This is a genomic window from Mesorhizobium sp. M1163, from assembly GCF_040318415.1.
Lineage (GTDB): Bacteria > Pseudomonadota > Alphaproteobacteria > Rhizobiales > Rhizobiaceae > Mesorhizobium.
In genome coordinates, this window is sequence record NZ_JAMYMF010000048.1 from 30,129 (window position 1) to 44,821 (window position 14,693).

The 14,693-nt window shown below is 62.9% G+C and carries 14 protein-coding genes and 1 pseudogene; 8 read left to right on the plus strand and 7 right to left on the minus strand.

Annotated elements, in window-relative coordinates:
* Positions 1-2: 2 nt before the first annotated feature.
* The 3 genes and pseudogenes from NKH43_RS31560 (at position 3) to NKH43_RS31570 (ending at position 2,362) form a co-directional block, all read left to right on the plus strand.
* Positions 3-803, plus strand: a complete 801-nt coding sequence (locus tag NKH43_RS31560; RefSeq protein WP_245278497.1) for a FadR/GntR family transcriptional regulator — start codon at positions 3-5, stop codon at positions 801-803.
* Between the two features lie 5 nt (positions 804-808).
* Positions 809-1,683, plus strand: a pseudogene (locus NKH43_RS31565) (aldose 1-epimerase).
* A 259-nt stretch (positions 1,684-1,942) separates the two neighbouring features.
* Positions 1,943-2,362, plus strand: coding sequence for a cupin domain-containing protein (locus NKH43_RS31570; protein ID WP_352861462.1), 420 nt, complete (start codon positions 1,943-1,945; stop codon positions 2,360-2,362).
* 66 nt (positions 2,363-2,428) lie between these two features.
* On the opposite strand, the gene NKH43_RS31575 is transcribed toward NKH43_RS31570, so the two are convergent.
* The 6 genes from NKH43_RS31575 to NKH43_RS31600 all read right to left on the minus strand — a co-directional run bounded on the left by NKH43_RS31575 (position 2,429) and on the right by NKH43_RS31600 (position 9,852).
* Positions 2,429-2,932 (minus strand): sarcosine oxidase subunit gamma family protein, encoded by a 504-nt coding sequence (locus tag NKH43_RS31575; protein ID WP_023717015.1) that lies wholly within the window; start codon positions 2,930-2,932, stop codon positions 2,429-2,431.
* Positions 2,925-5,879 (minus strand): sarcosine oxidase subunit alpha family protein, encoded by a 2,955-nt coding sequence (locus tag NKH43_RS31580; protein WP_023717016.1) that lies wholly within the window; start codon positions 5,877-5,879, stop codon positions 2,925-2,927. The genes NKH43_RS31575 and NKH43_RS31580 overlap by 8 nt, the downstream gene beginning before the upstream one ends.
* A complete protein-coding gene (locus NKH43_RS31585) occupies positions 5,876-6,157 on the minus strand; it encodes a sarcosine oxidase subunit delta (protein WP_023717017.1) in 282 nt (93 codons plus the stop codon). Before NKH43_RS31585 ends, NKH43_RS31580 begins: the two co-directional genes overlap by 4 nt.
* Positions 6,158-6,171: 14 nt before the next feature.
* Complete coding sequence (locus NKH43_RS31590; RefSeq protein ID WP_352861463.1) at positions 6,172-7,428, minus strand: sarcosine oxidase subunit beta family protein; 1,257 nt, start codon at positions 7,426-7,428, stop codon at positions 6,172-6,174.
* Between the two features lie 10 nt (positions 7,429-7,438).
* Complete coding sequence (locus NKH43_RS31595) at positions 7,439-8,587, minus strand: M24 family metallopeptidase (protein ID WP_023717019.1); 1,149 nt, start codon at positions 8,585-8,587, stop codon at positions 7,439-7,441.
* A gap of 74 nt (positions 8,588-8,661) precedes the next feature.
* Positions 8,662-9,852 (minus strand): M24 family metallopeptidase, encoded by a 1,191-nt coding sequence (locus NKH43_RS31600; RefSeq protein ID WP_352483850.1) that lies wholly within the window; start codon positions 9,850-9,852, stop codon positions 8,662-8,664.
* A gap of 240 nt (positions 9,853-10,092) precedes the next feature.
* On the opposite strand from NKH43_RS31600, the gene ehuB reads away from it, so the two are divergent.
* From ehuB to NKH43_RS31625, 5 genes are read left to right on the plus strand one after another with little or no spacing between them, the layout of a single operon-like run.
* Positions 10,093-10,962, plus strand: coding sequence for an ectoine/hydroxyectoine ABC transporter substrate-binding protein EhuB (gene ehuB, locus NKH43_RS31605; protein WP_023717021.1), 870 nt, complete (start codon positions 10,093-10,095; stop codon positions 10,960-10,962).
* A 54-nt stretch (positions 10,963-11,016) separates the two neighbouring features.
* Complete coding sequence (gene ehuC / locus NKH43_RS31610) at positions 11,017-11,745, plus strand: ectoine/hydroxyectoine ABC transporter permease subunit EhuC (RefSeq protein ID WP_352861465.1); 729 nt, start codon at positions 11,017-11,019, stop codon at positions 11,743-11,745.
* On the plus strand, positions 11,742-12,455 hold the full coding sequence (gene ehuD, locus NKH43_RS31615) for an ectoine/hydroxyectoine ABC transporter permease subunit EhuD (RefSeq protein ID WP_352861467.1): 714 nt from the start codon (positions 11,742-11,744) through the stop codon (positions 12,453-12,455). Before ehuC ends, ehuD begins: the two co-directional genes overlap by 4 nt.
* Entirely contained in the window at positions 12,413-13,177 is a 765-nt protein-coding gene (gene ehuA / locus NKH43_RS31620) for an ectoine/hydroxyectoine ABC transporter ATP-binding protein EhuA (RefSeq protein ID WP_023674260.1), read from the plus strand. The genes ehuD and ehuA overlap by 43 nt, the downstream gene beginning before the upstream one ends.
* A complete protein-coding gene (locus NKH43_RS31625; RefSeq protein ID WP_023717025.1) occupies positions 13,174-13,917 on the plus strand; it encodes a GntR family transcriptional regulator in 744 nt (247 codons plus the stop codon). The genes ehuA and NKH43_RS31625 overlap by 4 nt, the downstream gene beginning before the upstream one ends.
* Before the next feature lie 126 nt (positions 13,918-14,043).
* Here NKH43_RS31625 and NKH43_RS31630 read toward each other — a convergent pair whose 3' ends face one another.
* Complete coding sequence (locus NKH43_RS31630) at positions 14,044-14,475, minus strand: VOC family protein (protein ID WP_352861469.1); 432 nt, start codon at positions 14,473-14,475, stop codon at positions 14,044-14,046.
* Between the last annotated feature and the right edge of the window lie 218 nt (positions 14,476-14,693).

Consider the following 14,693-nt stretch of genomic DNA (forward strand, 5'->3'; position numbering starts at 1 on the left):
CGATGGACACGGCGATCGCTTCGACTGGCCAAGGCAAGCAGGACATTCCTGCCGCAGATGGCGCCACGTCATCGCTCAAGGATCGCATCGCACGCGATCTCGGACAGCGAATCCTCGCCGGCTCCTACGCGCAGCACTCCGTCTTGCCGACGGAAGCTGAACTTTGCGTTATCTACGGGGCGAGCCGCACGGCGCTTCGCGATGCTCTTCTGACGCTTTCGGCGAAAGGATTGATCGAGGCACGCAAGCGGGCCGGGACGCGTGTGCGCGTGTCGAGCGAATGGAACAGGCTGGATGCACAGGTTCTGGAATGGATGCGCGATATCGAGCCCGATCTCGATTTCGTCCGCGGATTGATCGAGGCGCGGCTGATCATTGAACCCGCGGCCGCCCACCTTGCGGCCAAGATGGCGACGTCAGGCGATCTCGCAGTCATCGAAGCCGCCTATGAGGCCATGCGCATTGCTCCGCAGGACGACCTTGCTGCGTGTCTCGATGCCGACGTCAGGTTTCATACCGCCATCCTTCGTGCCAGCCGCAACCCGGTGTTCGCCAATCTCGGCAATATGCTTGCTGCCGCCCTCAGCTTCTCCTTCCGATTGACCACATCGGCCACCGCTAATTACCAGCAGACGCTGAGCGCGCATGGCGACGTGCTGGAGGCAATCCGGATGCGCAGGGCCGACGACGCTCACGATCAGATGAAGGCGCTCATCGGGATCGCGTCGAACGACCTCCTTGCAGTGGCTCGCAAAGGCCGCCATCCACAGCCGATCGCCGCTGCCAAGGCCGATACCGTCTGAAACTGATGGTCCGAACGATCAAAATCGGAAGCGGAGACCTGTCCGCTGAAATCGTCCCGTCGCTTGGGGCAGGTCTTGCGAGACTGGACCATGGGCGCGTGCCGATCTTCAGGCCTTGGCCAAACGGCGGGAGCAGCAACCCATTCGACCTTGCCTGCAACCTGCTTTTGCCGTGGTCGAATCGCATCTCGGGCGGCGGATTCACATTCGACTCCAAATTCCACGAACTGCCTGCCAATGTTGCAGGCGAGCCATTTCCCGTTCACGGCAATGGATTTTCGAGCGAGTGGGACGTCGACAGCGTAGCGCAAGATAACGCAAAGCTGTCCCTTATCAGCAAAGGACCCGGCCCATACCGATATCGCGCCGATGTGAGCTACGCGCTAGCCAGACAAGGGCTCGAGCTGAAGCTTCGCATCGTCAATCGGCCTCGGTCAGGCTGCCGTTCGGGCTTGGTATCCATCCATGGTTCCCGAGAACGGCACGGACCGCGCTTCATGCGCCGGCCTCGCAGGTTTGTCTCGAACTGCCCAGCCATCTCCCCGAACGGTTTGTGGATGTCAAAACCCGTCCCGATTGGGATTTCGGCGCCCCGGCCGTATTGCCGAGCGGATGGATAAACAATCTGTTTGCCGGCTGGGACGGCGTCGCTACCATATCGTGGCCGGAGCACAGTTGCAGCCTGCAGATTGAAGCTTCGTCGCCCTTGAACTTCTACCTGGTCTATTCGCCATCGGACGAGAGCGACTTCTTCTGTTTTGAACCGGTCAGTCATGCGGTCGATGCTCACAATCGTGGTTCGATCGACAAATGGAATGGACTGTCGGTGCTTGGCCCTGGCGAGAGTCTGGCAGCCCGTTGCAGCTTCGCCGTCAATTAGACGGACCTCTGCGGCGCCCTCGAGTTGGCGTATGTCGGTGTCGGCCAGCATGTCCGGTTAGCCGGCTTTTCGTCCAAAGTGAGCTTGGGAAGAGGGAACTCCGGCGACCGGGAACCCGTGAGCCCGTTCGACGTTTGCCGGATGTCGCTGCGCAGTTTGTCTGCTTGACGGCACGGTACGGGCCTACTCCGAATGTACCTGGCAGATTGGATCAATGACAGATGTTGACCCAAAGGAATTCGTGCTCGCAGGCATCGTCATGAAGCGACTGGTCTCCGGCGAACAGACGGGAGGCTTGTTGAGTCTCTTCGAAAACCGAAGCGACGGGCAGACGAAAACACCAATCCATGTTCACGCGAATGACGACGAGACAGTCTACGTCATCGAAGGGCAGTTGGCCGCAATTGTGGCCGGCGAGGTCCGAACGCTCTCGCCCGGTGAGAGCATGTTTTTGAAGCGCGGCATCCCGCACCAGCTCGTGAATCCCGGCAACCAGCCCGTTCGCTACATCCTGATAGACACGCCAAGTGTGTTCGAGCAGTTCCTCGCCGAAGGTGGCCATGAACTCGGCAAGGGAGAGGTGGTCGGGCCGCCGACGCCTGCCGATATCGAGCGGCTCAAAGCAGCCGCGCCGAAATTTGGGATTACGCTTCTGCAAGACTGGCCAGCAAGAGGGTAAACGGTTTCGTGATAGCGGCTTGGATCGGCCGCTAAAGCCGATCCTTGCCCGAGAAACCACCATTGGCTAGCCATCCGCAATCCAATCCGAGAGGCTGCGGGCAAAACTTCGCGGCACGATGAGTTCGCACGCGGCCTCGCCGGTGCGCAGGAAGAGCACGGAGACATGATGGAAGGATGTCTGCACGGCGCGGCCCGGAGCGGCGGCCGGCGCGTGCCAGTCGACGGTAATGCAGCCGGACAGAAGCCTTGCGATGTCAGGGCCGGCCATTTTCAAACGAACACGACCTTCGCCGAGGGGAACAGAACAGCCGAGATCGGGGTCGACGGAAAGCGCGGGCGCTTGCGTGCCTTCGTCGAGAACCAGCCAGAGGCGGCGAGGTGCAATGCGGATGATTAGAAGCCCCTTGTGGCGAACGGTCTCTCCGACCGAAGCGGGAAGTTTCGTGCCGAGCGACGCCGAGACGCTCTTTTCGAATTGTCTCAGTGTCCCGTCCCAGCCCTCGATCTGGATAAGCGGACAATCGGCCACGGATAGGCTGAAATCCCGAGAAGAGGTCAAGCTAGCCATGCAGCCGTTCTCCCTGTGGATCGAGGAATACTGGCGAGACAATGCGGGCGCGAACTGTTTCGGCCTTCATCGGATAGACCGCCACGACCTCGCTTCCTTCTGCCGCGACATCGCCGGCAAGCAGGGCCAGCCCGACATAATGGCCGCGCTCGGGGCTGAAAGTGACGGAGGTGATGCGACCGCGCCCATGGCCATAGGGTTTCTCATCCGGCAGGAACAGGATGGCGCCGCCGCGCAGGCGTTTTCCGTCCTCGATGCATTCCAGTCCGACCAGGCGCTGCCGGTTGGGCGCCCGGAGGGCAGGGCGCCGTCGCAGGACGTCGCCGACGAAGCCGCTGCGCTTGCCGGCCATGCGGCCGAGGCCGAGATCGTCGAGCGTCGTGCGTCCATCGATTTCAGGTCCGGCGACATGGCTCTTTTCGACGCGCAGCGCACCTAGCGCCTCGACGCCGTAAGGCTTCAGGTCGAATGGTCTGCCGGCTTCGAGCAGACGGCTCCAGAGCTGTTCACCGGCAGTGGCGCCGGTATAGACTTCGTAAGCGCGCTCGCCGGAATAACTGAGACGTAGGATGCGGAGCGCACGGCCCCCCCATCCGCTTTCGAGTAGTCCCATATGCGAAAGCGCCGCGTCGGAAACGTCGAGAGCGGGAAACGCTGCATTCAGGATCGCGCGGCTGTTAGGCCCGGCAACCGACATCGCCGCCCATTCGTCGCTGACCGAAGTGACGGCCACGCGCAAATCCGGCCAGGCCGTGTCGAGCAGGAATTCGAGACGCGACAGCACATCGGCGGCCTTGGCGGTCGAAGTGGTCATGAAGAACCGGTTTTCCGCCAGCCGCGTCGTGGTGCCGTCGTCGAAGACGATGCCGTCGTCGCGCAGCATGACGCCGTAGCGGGCGCGGCCGACCGCCAGCTTGGCAAAGCCGTTGGCGTAGACGCGGTCGAGGAAGATTGCCGCATCCGGGCCTTGGACGTCGATCTTGCCGAGCGTGGAGATGTCCATCAGCCCCGCGGCCTGACGTACATTCCGCATTTCGGCGACATAGGCTTCATTCACGTCATGTCCGGACTGCCGGTAGAAATAGGGCCGCATCCAGAGCCCCACCTCGAGCATCTCGGCGCCGTTGGCCATGTGCCAGTCGTGCATTGGCGTGCGGCGGATCGGCTTGAAATGATGGCCGATGGCGCGCCCGGCAAGCGCCCCGATGGCAACCGGCGTATAGGGCGGGCGGAAGGTCGTGACGCCGGTCTCGGGAATCGTTGCGTTGCGCAGCGCCGCCATCGCGGCAAGCGCCGGAAAATTGCTGGTCTTGCCTTGATCGGTACCCATGCCGAGCGTGGTGTAGCGCTTCAGATGCTCGACCGATTCATAGCCCTCGCGATGGGCGAGTTCGATATCCCTCGTCGTCACATCCATCTGAAAATCGACGAAGGCTTTTCCATGTCCGACGGAAGGCGCTTCGCGAAGTAGCGTCGTGGCGGTGTCGCCGAGATCGAGTTTGGCCGGAGCGGGAACCGGCGCCGACTTGCCGCCGGAGGCTGCCGCGTCGATGCCGGCGCGATGACCGTCCTCGATGGCATCGGCAGTTGCATAGGCCCCAATCATCGCGCCGGCACCTAGCCGGCCGGCCGGAAACGCGCCCGGCACGAAGCCGCCGATATCGTCGCGATAGACAGGTTTGACACCGAGGTGCGAGGTGAGATGCACGGTTGGCGACCAGCCGCCGGACACGCAGACCAGGTCGCAGGCGGCCGAGGACTGGCCCTCCGGCCCGTTGAGCGTTACGTGCCTGACGGCATGGCCGCCGTGCAGGTCGACGATCCGCGTCCCGGCCCGTATCATTACGCCGAGCCGTGCGGCTTCCGCGGCAAGTGCTGCGGGCGGGACTGCGCGCAGATCCGCAACCGTCACCTCCGCGCCGGCTGCGGCATAGTCGAAGGCGGTGCGCCAGGCACCGTCATTGGTGGTGGCGACAATGATTTTCTTGCCCGGCAGGACAGCGAAACGGTTGAGATAGGTCCGGGCGGCTGAGGCAAGCAGGACGCCGGGCCGGTCATTGTTCGAGAACACCATCGGTCGCTCGATGGCGCCAGTGGCGAAAACGATCGAGCGGGCGCGCAGCATGGTGACCGTTTGCCGCGCCTCGCCGTTCGGCTTCGGACCGGTTGGATCGCGCTGTTCGACCAGCCCGATGACATTGCCGTCATAGCTGCCGAAAGCGGTTGTCCGCTTCATCAGCACGACGGTTTCGAAGCCCTTCAACTCGGCCTCGGCCTGCCTCAACCATGCGGCCGCCGCGCTGTCGGACGGTTCCGCCAGAAGCTGGCCGCCAAGCAGGAAATCCTGCTCGATCAGCGCGACCCGCGCCCCGGCCGCGGCGGCTGCCCGCGCTGCTGACAATCCCGCCGGGCCGCCGCCGACAATTGCGACATCGGCGAAAGCATGACGAACCTCGTAGCGGTCGGGATCCGGGCCGGTGCCGGCTCTGCCCAGACCGGCCGCCTTGCGGATAAAGTGCTCGTAGAACATCCAGGCGCGGCGCGTCGGGCCCATGAAGGTCTTGTAGTAGAAGCCGGCGGACAGAAACGGCGCCAACAGCCCGTTGACGCTTTGTACGTCGAAGGCCAGCGATGGCCAGCGATTCTGGCTTTCCACGTCCATGCTGTTGGCGAGTTCCAGTGTCGTCGCCGGCAGGTTCGGCTCGCGCCTGCCTGCGATCCCGAGCGTAACCAGCGCATTCGGTTCCTCCGGCCCGGCGGAAAAGATGCCGCGCGGGCGATGATATTTGAAGCTGCGCCCGACGAGAGTGACGCCGTTGGCGAGCAGCGCGGAGGCAAGGGTGTCGCCGCGATATCCAATCAGCTTGCGGCCGTCGAAGGTGAAATCGAGCGGCACCTCGCGACTGATACGGCCACCCACCGGCAGGCGTTTGCGGTTCGAACTCATGCCGGTGATTTCCTGAGAGTTGATTTCCTGGCGAAGTCGACTGATGCGACGGCATGGTTGCGGGTGTCGCGTTCGACCACCAGCCATTGCCGGCAACCGGTCACGTGCTGCCAGTATTCACGGTGCGGGCCGGCCGGGTTTGTCCTGATATAGACGTAACGGTACCAGGCCTCCGGATCGGGATCGTCATGGGCCGGACGCGTGACCGAGGCATCGCCGCCGTAGCGGAACTCGTCATGGTCGCGCGGGCCGCAGCAGGGGCATTCGATGCGCAGCATTTTGTTTCCGCCTCCTACTGCAGCCAAGCGGAAGGGCCGACGCCGGCCTCATCGAGCGTGTGGCCGGTGCGGAAACGATCGAGCCCGTAGGCCGCGATCAAGGGATGCGGCTTGCCGGTGGCGATCGTGTGGGCGAAGCACCAGCCGGAAGCTGGCGTTGCCTTGAAGCCGCCATAGCACCAGCCGCCGTTGAGATAGAGGCCGTCGATCGGCGTCGGGCAGATGATCGGGCTGGCATCGGGGGTCATGTCCATGACGCCGCCCCAGTGGCGCAGCAGGCGGACGCGCGAAATACACGGCATCAATGCAATCGCCGCCTCCGCCACCTCGCGCACGACGCCGAGATTGCCGCGCTGGGCGTAGGAATTGTAGCCGTCGAGATTGCCGCCGAAGACCAACCCGCCCTTGTCGGACTGGCTGACATAGAAGTGGTCGGCGCCATAGGCGACGACGTGATCTACCAGCGACTTCAGCGGTTCGGTGACAAAGGCTTGCAGGACGTGGCTTTCGATCGGCAGTTCAAGGCCGGCCTTGGCACCGAGCACGGATGTATGCCCGGCAACAGCGAGGCCGACCTTGCCGGCGCCGATCCGGCCTTTCGTCGTTTCGACGCCGACGATACTGTCGCCGTCGCGGAGGAAGCCTGTCACCTCGCAGTTCTGGATGATGTCGACGCCATGGCTATCGGCGGCGCGCGCATAGCCCCAGGCGACGGCGTCGTGGCGTGCCGTGCCCGCCCGGCCCTGGAAGATGGCGCCATGGATCGGGAAGCGGGCAGTGTCGGAAAAATCGAGATAGGGCACCAGCCGGCGCACCTCTTCGCGGTCGAGGATATCGGCATCGATGCCGTTCAGCCGCATGACGTTGGCGCGGTGGCTGAAACCGTCGAGCTGATCGGCCGAATGCGCTGTGACGAGCTGGCCGCGCTGGGAGAACATGACGTTGAAATTCAGCACCCGCGACATGGTCTCCCAGAGCTTCATCGAGAATTCGTAGAACTGGGTGTTGCCGTCGAGCAGGTAGTTGGAGCGGATGACGGTGGTGTTGCGGCCGACATTGCCGCCGCCGACATAGCCCTTTTCGAGCACCGCGACGTTGCGGATACCGTGGTTATCGGCAAGGTAGAAGGCGGTGGCGAGGCCGTGTCCACCGCCGCCGATGACGATCACGTCATAGGACGGTTTTGGCTCCGCCGCCCGCCAGGCGCGCTGCCAATTCTTCTGGCCAGACAGCGCGTTGCGGAAAATCGAGAGTGCCGAGTAGCGCGCCATACGTGCGGGCCTATCGAACGATCGGGCCGGCCGGCGTGCGGGTGAGCACTTCAGCACCCGCGTCGGTCAAAAGCACCGTGTTGGAGACGAAGTCATCGCCGCGACCGGTTCCCATCAGCCACGACAGGATGTGGAAGCTCATCCCGGTCTCGATCTCAAGGTCGGAATCGTGCCTCAAGCCGGTCACCGAATTGCCGCCGGTCCATGATGGCGGCTGGCCAGCGCCAACCAGGTAACCGCAGTGATGGCGGCGATAGTGGGAAAGACCGGCCTCGTCGGCGACGGCCTGCCAGGCGGCGTAGACATCGCGCGCCTTGGCGCCCGGCCGCAGCGCCTCGACGACAGCGTTGAACGCCTTGGCGGTCACCGCCGCCATTGTGGCGTCTTCGTCGCTTATGTGGCCGATGCGAATGAGCCGGCCGAGCGGCGCGTGGTAGCGTGAGATGCAGCCGGACAGTTCGACGAAGACCGGCTCGCCCCTGCGGTAGATCCCGTCGCCCCAGGTCGTGTGCTCTTCACCCAGGCGCGCGGCCGGGCGGATGAACGGTCCGAAGCCCGGCGCATGACCGCCGGCGCGGATCATTGCCGCAACACATTGGGCGGCGACCTCCTGTTCGGAAGCGCCATCCGAGATCGCGGCGATCGCGGCACCGGCGGCGGCGTCCGTCACCTTTGCGGCGCGCCGCATCAGCACCTGTTCCTCGGCGCTCTTCACCCGCCGCATCTTGTCGATCAGACCGGAGACGTCGCTCCACTTGGCATCCGCTTGCATCTGGAGTGCTACGGCAAGTCCATGGCTAAGGCCGGCCGTCCAGTATTCGAGGCCGATCCGCTTGCTGGACAGGCCGAGCTCCGCAAGCACCCGCGCGGCAAGGTCGGCCGCCGTTTCGCTGTCGGAGTGGCCACGGAATTCCGCTGCCTTCACCCGCTTCTCGATGGTCACCTTTTCCATCGAGCGGGTGACCAGGACAGGTTTTCCCTGGAGCGGGACGATCAGCAGGTGAGGGGCAAAATACCCCCAGTGATCGAGCCCGGTGAGATAGAAGACGTTCTCCGGCGAGGCGAAGACCGCCGCGTCGAGCTCACGCTCGGCCAGTGTAGTACGGACCTTGGCAAGGCGGCCGGCGATTTCGGCTTCGGAAAAGGGATTACGGTCCATCGGGCGTCCTCGTGCTTGTTGCCGGCTTGGTGGCAGGCATGGTCTTTTCGGCAGCCGGCTTCCCGGCCGCCATGTCAATCGATAACGATGAGTTCGCGCGCCACATCGCAGAGGCGTTCGCCGCCGCGTTCCGTGACGACGAACGATTCCGAGATGGCGATGCCGAAATCGTCGAGCCAAACGCCGGCCATGAAATGGAAGCACATCCCAGGCTGCATCTCGGTGGTGTCGCCGGGACGAAGGCTTGCGGTGCGTTCACCCCAATCGGGCGGGTATGCGAGCCCGACCGGATAGCCGACGCGGCTTTCCTTCTTCAGTCCGTTCCTCCGCAGGACTGCCTGCCAGACGGCTTCCACCTCTTCGGCGGTGTTGCCGGGGCGCGCCTTCTCGAGGCCAGCGTCGACGCCCTCGACGATCGCCTTGGCCATGTCGAGGATGGCTTGCCGCGGCTTGCCGAAATGTACCGTCCGGGTCAGGGCTGCATGATAGCGGCGGCGCACGCCGGCGATCTCCAGAATGGCGAGGCCGCTGTCCGGCAGCGGCGCGTCGGACCACGTCAGATGCGGCGTGCTGGTGCCTTCGCCAACGGGCATCAGCGGACAGATCGCGGCATAGTCGCCGCCAGCTCCGGGCACGCCCATGATCTGTGCGTGATAGATTTCCGCAATGACATGGTTCTGAGGCACACCGGGTCGCATTTTCTCGATGGCGCGGTTCATTGCATGCGTGCAGATCGCACCCGCCTCGCGGATCAGCACCAGCTCGGCTTCGGATTTCACCAGCCGCGCCCAATTGACGAGATCGTGGTTGTTGGCGAAGTGCGCGTCGGGCAGCCCCTCGACAAGGTGGGCGTGGCAGCGCGCAGTGTAATAATGCGCGTCCATCTCGACGCCGATGCGGGCCTTTCCCCAGCCGCGCGACCGGATCAGTTGCGCGAGTTCGTCATAAGGGTGTTCGACCGGCTGCTGCACCAGCCGTTCCGAGAACGGCACGATGTTTGTCTCGGGCAGGCCGGTGGTTAGGCGTGCGCTCTTGGCATCCTGCGCCCTGCCGAACCAGATCGGCCGGTCCTCCTCCAGATGGACGAGCACGCACTGCGGAACGTAGAACGACCATCCGTCATAGCCGGTCAGCCAGCACATGTTGGCTGGATCCTGACAGACGACGAGATCGAAGCCGGCTTTTTGCATGCGTGTCTTCACGTCGGCCAGGCGCTGCCCATACTCCGCTTGCGTGAATGTCCCGAACTCGTTCGCGGTCGCCACCGAAGTCCTGCCTTCTGGGTATGCTGTTGCCCTCGTGTAAATGGGCAAACCAGGCGAAATTGTGCACAACTCGACGTCAAGTTTGTTGGATAACTACGAATTAGCGCCGAATTTACATGGTTTCTATATCTCTGCTTGCGAAATGTCTAGTGCAGTTGTATACGTCTGATCAAGCAGGCGTCGACCTCGAAGAAGGCCGCGCCCTGGGAACCATCCACAGTTGTTCAATGGGAGAAAAGCATGCTCAAATCATCGATATCGCGCCGCATGGTCGTGAAAGCGGCTGCCTGCATCGCGCTCGCCGCGACGTCATTGACGTCGCTGTCCGCTCACGCGGAAACCACCCTCGAACGGGCCAAGAAGGACGGCTACATCCGCGTCGGTTTCGCCAACGAGGCGCCGTTCGGTTACGCCACGCCAGACGGCAAGCTGACCGGCGAAGCGCCGGAAGTCGCCAAGGCGGTGCTCGCCAAGATGGGCATACCGCAGGTCGACGGTGTTTTGACCGAATTCGGCTCGCTCATTCCGGGTCTCAAGGCCGGCCGCTTCGACATCATCGCCGCCGGCATGTTCATCACTCCGAAGCGCTGCGCTGAGATCAACTACTCCGAGCCGTCCTACGGCATCGGCGAGGCTATGCTGGTGGCAAAAGGCAATCCGAAAGGCATCAAGGATTTTTCCAGCATCAAGGACAATCCGGATCTCAAGCTTGCCGTGATGGCCGGCGCCGTCGAAGGCGGCTTCGCCAAGGAAGCGGGCGTTGCCGGTGGGCAGATCGTCTCCTTGCCCGACCAGTCCAGCCTGGTCGCCGCCGTCCAGTCGGGCCGCGCCGACGCTGCCGCACTGACCGCTCTTTCGATCGCGGACATGGCCAAGAAAGCCGACGGCGTCGAATCGACCAAGCCCTTCGGCGAGGTCGCCGGCAAGTCGGTGAAAGGTCATGGCGGCTTCGGCTTCCGCAAGGAAGACACCGACCTGCAGGAGGCGTTCAACGCCGAGCTGAAGAAGTTCCTCGGTTCGCCGGAGCATATCGCGCTGGTCGAGCCACTCGGCTTCGGCAAGGACTATCTCCCCAACAAGACGACCGCAGAGCTCTGTGCTGGCAAATAGGTTCCCAACTGCTGGCGGCGCGAAAGCGCCGCCCTTTTTCCCCGGGGGAATCGCATGGGTATCCGTACGCTCGTTGCCATGCTGGTCATCGCGCTCGTCGTGATCGGCGCCTTGGCAACACAGGAAAGCTACCGAGTGTTCATGCCGGGGCTGCTGCAAGGCGCGGTCCTGACAGTCGAGATCGCCGTCCTCGGCAGCCTGCTCGCAATTATCATGGGCGTGCTTGCAGCACTTGCAAGGATGTACGGTCCAACGCCGCTCAGATGGCTGGCCACGGTTTATGTCGAGATCTTTCGCGGAACGTCGGCGCTGGTGCAATTGTTCTGGCTGTTTTTCGTCCTCCCGCAATTCGGCGTCACGATCAACGCGTTCGTGGTGGCAGTGCTCGCACTCGGCCTGAATGTCGGCGCCTACGGATCGGAGTGCGTGCGCGGCGCGATCCAGTCCGTCGCCCGCGGGCAGTGGGAAGCGTGTACGGCATTGGACATGAGCCGCCCACAGATGTTGCGCCGGATCATCCTGCCGCAGGCCTTTGTCGCGATGATCCCGCCCTGGGGCAATCTGTTCATCGAGCTTCTGAAATCGACAGCGCTGGTTTCGCTGATCACGCTTTCGGACCTCGCCTTCAAGGCGCAGCAAATGAACCAGAACACGTTCAAGACTATTCCGATCTTCACCCTCGTCCTTTTGATGTACCTGGCAATGTCGCTGGTTGTGACCATCGGCATGCGGCTTCTCGAAAGGCGGGCGTCGCTCGGACTGGCGCGGGGGAAGGCGGCATGATCTGGGATTGGGGATTTGCCCTGGAAATCCTGCCGGTGCTCGCCCGCGCCGCCATCATTTCCATCGAGGCGACGCTGATCGGTTTTGCGCTTGCGGCCTCGCTCGGCCTGGTGCTGGCGGTCGTCCGCATCGCCGTGCCATGGACCAGCTGGACGATTTCGGTGCTGGTCGAGCTGATCCGCTCGACCCCGCTGCTCATCCAGATATTCTTTCTCTATTTCGTCTTTCCGAAATTCGGTGTCGTGCTCGACGCCTTCACCGCCGGGGTGCTGGCCATCGGTATCCACTACGCCGCCTATTGCTCCGAGGTTTATCGCGCCGGTTTCGACAACATCCATCGCGGCCAGTGGGAAGCCTCGATCGCGCTCAATCTCTCGTCCTGGACGACGTTTCGCGACATCATCATCCCGCAGGCGATCCCGCCGATCGTTCCGGCGCTCGGCAATTATCTGGTGGCCTTGTTCAAGGAGACGCCGTTGCTTTCCGCAATCGCCGTGATGGAACTGATGCAGACTGCCAAGATCATCGGCTCCGAAACGTTCCGCTACACCGAGCCGATCACGCTGGTCGGCCTGTTTTTCCTTGCCATGAGCCTGGTTTCGGCGGCGCTCATCCGCTCCCTCGAAGGGCTGCTCAACCGGAGGACCACGCGATCACGGAACAACCGATGGTCCGCTTCGACAATGTATCGAAACGCTACGGCACGTTAACCGTTCTCGACGGGCTCAATCTCGAAATAGCGCGCGGCGAAAAAGTCTCCGTCATCGGTCCGTCGGGTTCGGGCAAGACGACGGTGTTGCGCATGCTGATGACGCTGGAAACGATCAATGACGGTGTCATCTGGGTCGAAGGCGAGCCGCTGACCCATATGGAGAGGAACGGCAAGCTTGTTCCCGCCGATCTCGCCCATATCCGTAAAATCCGCGCCAAGATCGGCATGGTGTTCCAGTCGTTCAACCTGTTTCCGCATATGACGGCGATGCAGAACTGCATCGAGGCGCCGATAACGGTGCTCGGCATGAAGCGGGCGGACGCCGAGGCAAGAGCGGCGGAGCTGCTGGAGCTGGTCGGTCTGGCCCAGAAGAAGGACCACTATCCGTCACAGCTTTCCGGCGGCCAGCAGCAGCGTGTCGCCATCGCCAGGGCGCTTGCCATGCGGCCCAAGATCATGCTGTTCGACGAGGTGACGTCTGCGCTCGACCCGGAGCTTGTCGGCGAAGTGCTGCAGGTGATAAGGCAGATCGGCCGCGAGCATGATCTAACCATGCTGATGGTCACCCACCAGATGGGCTTCGCAAAGGAGTTTTCCGACCGCGTTTGCTTCTTCTATCAAGGCAAGATCTGCGAGCAGGGGCCGCCAAGCGAACTGTTTGGTGCTCCCAAGAACGAGCGGACACGGCAATTCCTGCACGCTGTCCTGGAGGCTGGGTGACGATCGAGACAAAGGCCAAGCCGCCCACGACGGTGACCGCCGCGCCGCCGCGCCCGCTCTCCGCGCGAGAGCGGTTTGAGCGCATCTACCGGATATTGCGCGACCGCATCTGTCTGCTCGTCTATGCGCCGGGAAGCCGTCTGTCCGAGGAAGAACTTGCCCAGGAATTCGAGATCAGCCGCACGCCGGTCCGGCGTGTCCTGGCGCGCCTTGAATCCGAGGGTCTGGTTCAATCCGTCCACGGCGTCGGCACGATCGTCACCGACGTCGATATCGAGGAATTGCAGCAGGTCTATCATTTGCGCCTGGAGCTGGCGCTCCTCGTCGGCAAGCTTTCACCGATCCCGCGCACGGCGGACGACCTCGACCGGATACGGGCGCTCATCGCGCGCTGCGATGCCGATATACTCAATCCCGACCAGCGCGCTTTCCTGCGCCTCAACATGGACTTTTTTTACGAGCTCACGGCGATGACCGGCAACCAGCCACTGCGCGAGATCAGCGAGCGCCTGTATTTTCAGGTTGCGCGCGTCGTCCTGAAGCTGATGCCGCAATTGGGCCTTGTCGAGGAATTCACCGCGTTCCGCCGCGAAATGGAAGAGGTCCTTGCCGCCGCCGAGATCGGCGACTGGGAGTCCATAGGGCACATAAGGCGGGCGCATATCTCAATGAGCTTCCGCCGCATGATGCGCCATGCAGGCGAGGCGAATCTGGATAAAGCTACACAATCAGCCCCTTAAGACTGGTGGACTGCCGTCGAGCTGGCTTCGTTTGCCAGGGAAAGCATGGCTGCCCGCCCCGATGCCGACAGAATTTGCCAGCACTGGGGATGACTAACGCCGTTCGATACTGAGGTCCGCGCCGCCCTAAAGAGGATCCTCACTCGGTATGTTGGCGGGGTTCCAGACGACCTCCCACAGGTGTCCGTTCGGGTCGCGGAAGTATCCGGCATACCCGCCAAAGAACGTGTCCCGGGCAGGCCTGATGATCTCGGCTCCGGCACGGGCGGCCTCATCCATCACTTGATCGACTTCCTCGCGGCGCACAACGTTGTGGCCGATTGTGAACGAGGTCGAACTGATCGGCGCTTTGGGCAGGCCGGTGTCGTAGGCGAGGTCGTCCTGAGCCCAGATCGCGAGCTTCAACCCGCCGGACAGCGTGAAGAACGCGACGGCGCCATGCTCGAATTCGCGGCCGATGATCCCTTCCGTCGGCAAGTCGAGGCCGTCGCGGTAGAACACGAGGCAACTCTCGAGGTTGGCGACAGCGATCGTCAAAACCGAAATGCGCGGTTTCATGGCAGTCTCCTCTGGTTGTCGGAGACACCAGGATAAAGTCGGGCGACAGTGAAGACTTGAACAAAACGGCCAAAAGCGTGCCGCCAAGTCGAAGAACGCGCCGAGGTTTCACTCGCCGTGCAGCAGGTGATGAAAGTTGTGTGCGTCAAGTTCTGCAAAAATGGCGTGGCAGTAGCTGTGACGTCGGCGTGTCCGCCGCGCAGCCCCCGTGTTTAGCG

Bases quoted from the DNA above. Each gene is read 5' to 3' on its own strand.
- NKH43_RS31560 (WP_245278497.1), top strand. From the start codon at position 3: ATGGACACGGCGATCGCTTCGACTGGCCAAGGCAAGCAGGACATTCCT.
- NKH43_RS31570 (WP_352861462.1), top strand. From the start codon at position 1,943: ATGAAGCGACTGGTCTCCGGCGAACAGACGGGAGGCTTGTTGAGTCTC.
- NKH43_RS31575 (WP_023717015.1), bottom strand. From the start codon at position 2,932: ATGGCTAGCTTGACCTCTTCTCGGGATTTCAGCCTATCCGTGGCCGAT.
- NKH43_RS31580 (WP_023717016.1), bottom strand. From the start codon at position 5,879: ATGAGTTCGAACCGCAAACGCCTGCCGGTGGGTGGCCGTATCAGTCGC.
- NKH43_RS31585 (WP_023717017.1), bottom strand. From the start codon at position 6,157: ATGCTGCGCATCGAATGCCCCTGCTGCGGCCCGCGCGACCATGACGAG.
- NKH43_RS31590 (WP_352861463.1), bottom strand. From the start codon at position 7,428: ATGGCGCGCTACTCGGCACTCTCGATTTTCCGCAACGCGCTGTCTGGC.
- NKH43_RS31595 (WP_023717019.1), bottom strand. From the start codon at position 8,587: ATGGACCGTAATCCCTTTTCCGAAGCCGAAATCGCCGGCCGCCTTGCC.
- ehuB (WP_023717021.1), top strand. From the start codon at position 10,093: ATGCTCAAATCATCGATATCGCGCCGCATGGTCGTGAAAGCGGCTGCC.
- ehuC (WP_352861465.1), top strand. From the start codon at position 11,017: ATGGGTATCCGTACGCTCGTTGCCATGCTGGTCATCGCGCTCGTCGTG.
- ehuD (WP_352861467.1), top strand. From the start codon at position 11,742: ATGATCTGGGATTGGGGATTTGCCCTGGAAATCCTGCCGGTGCTCGCC.
- ehuA (WP_023674260.1), top strand. From the start codon at position 12,413: ATGGTCCGCTTCGACAATGTATCGAAACGCTACGGCACGTTAACCGTT.
- NKH43_RS31630 (WP_352861469.1), bottom strand. From the start codon at position 14,475: ATGAAACCGCGCATTTCGGTTTTGACGATCGCTGTCGCCAACCTCGAG.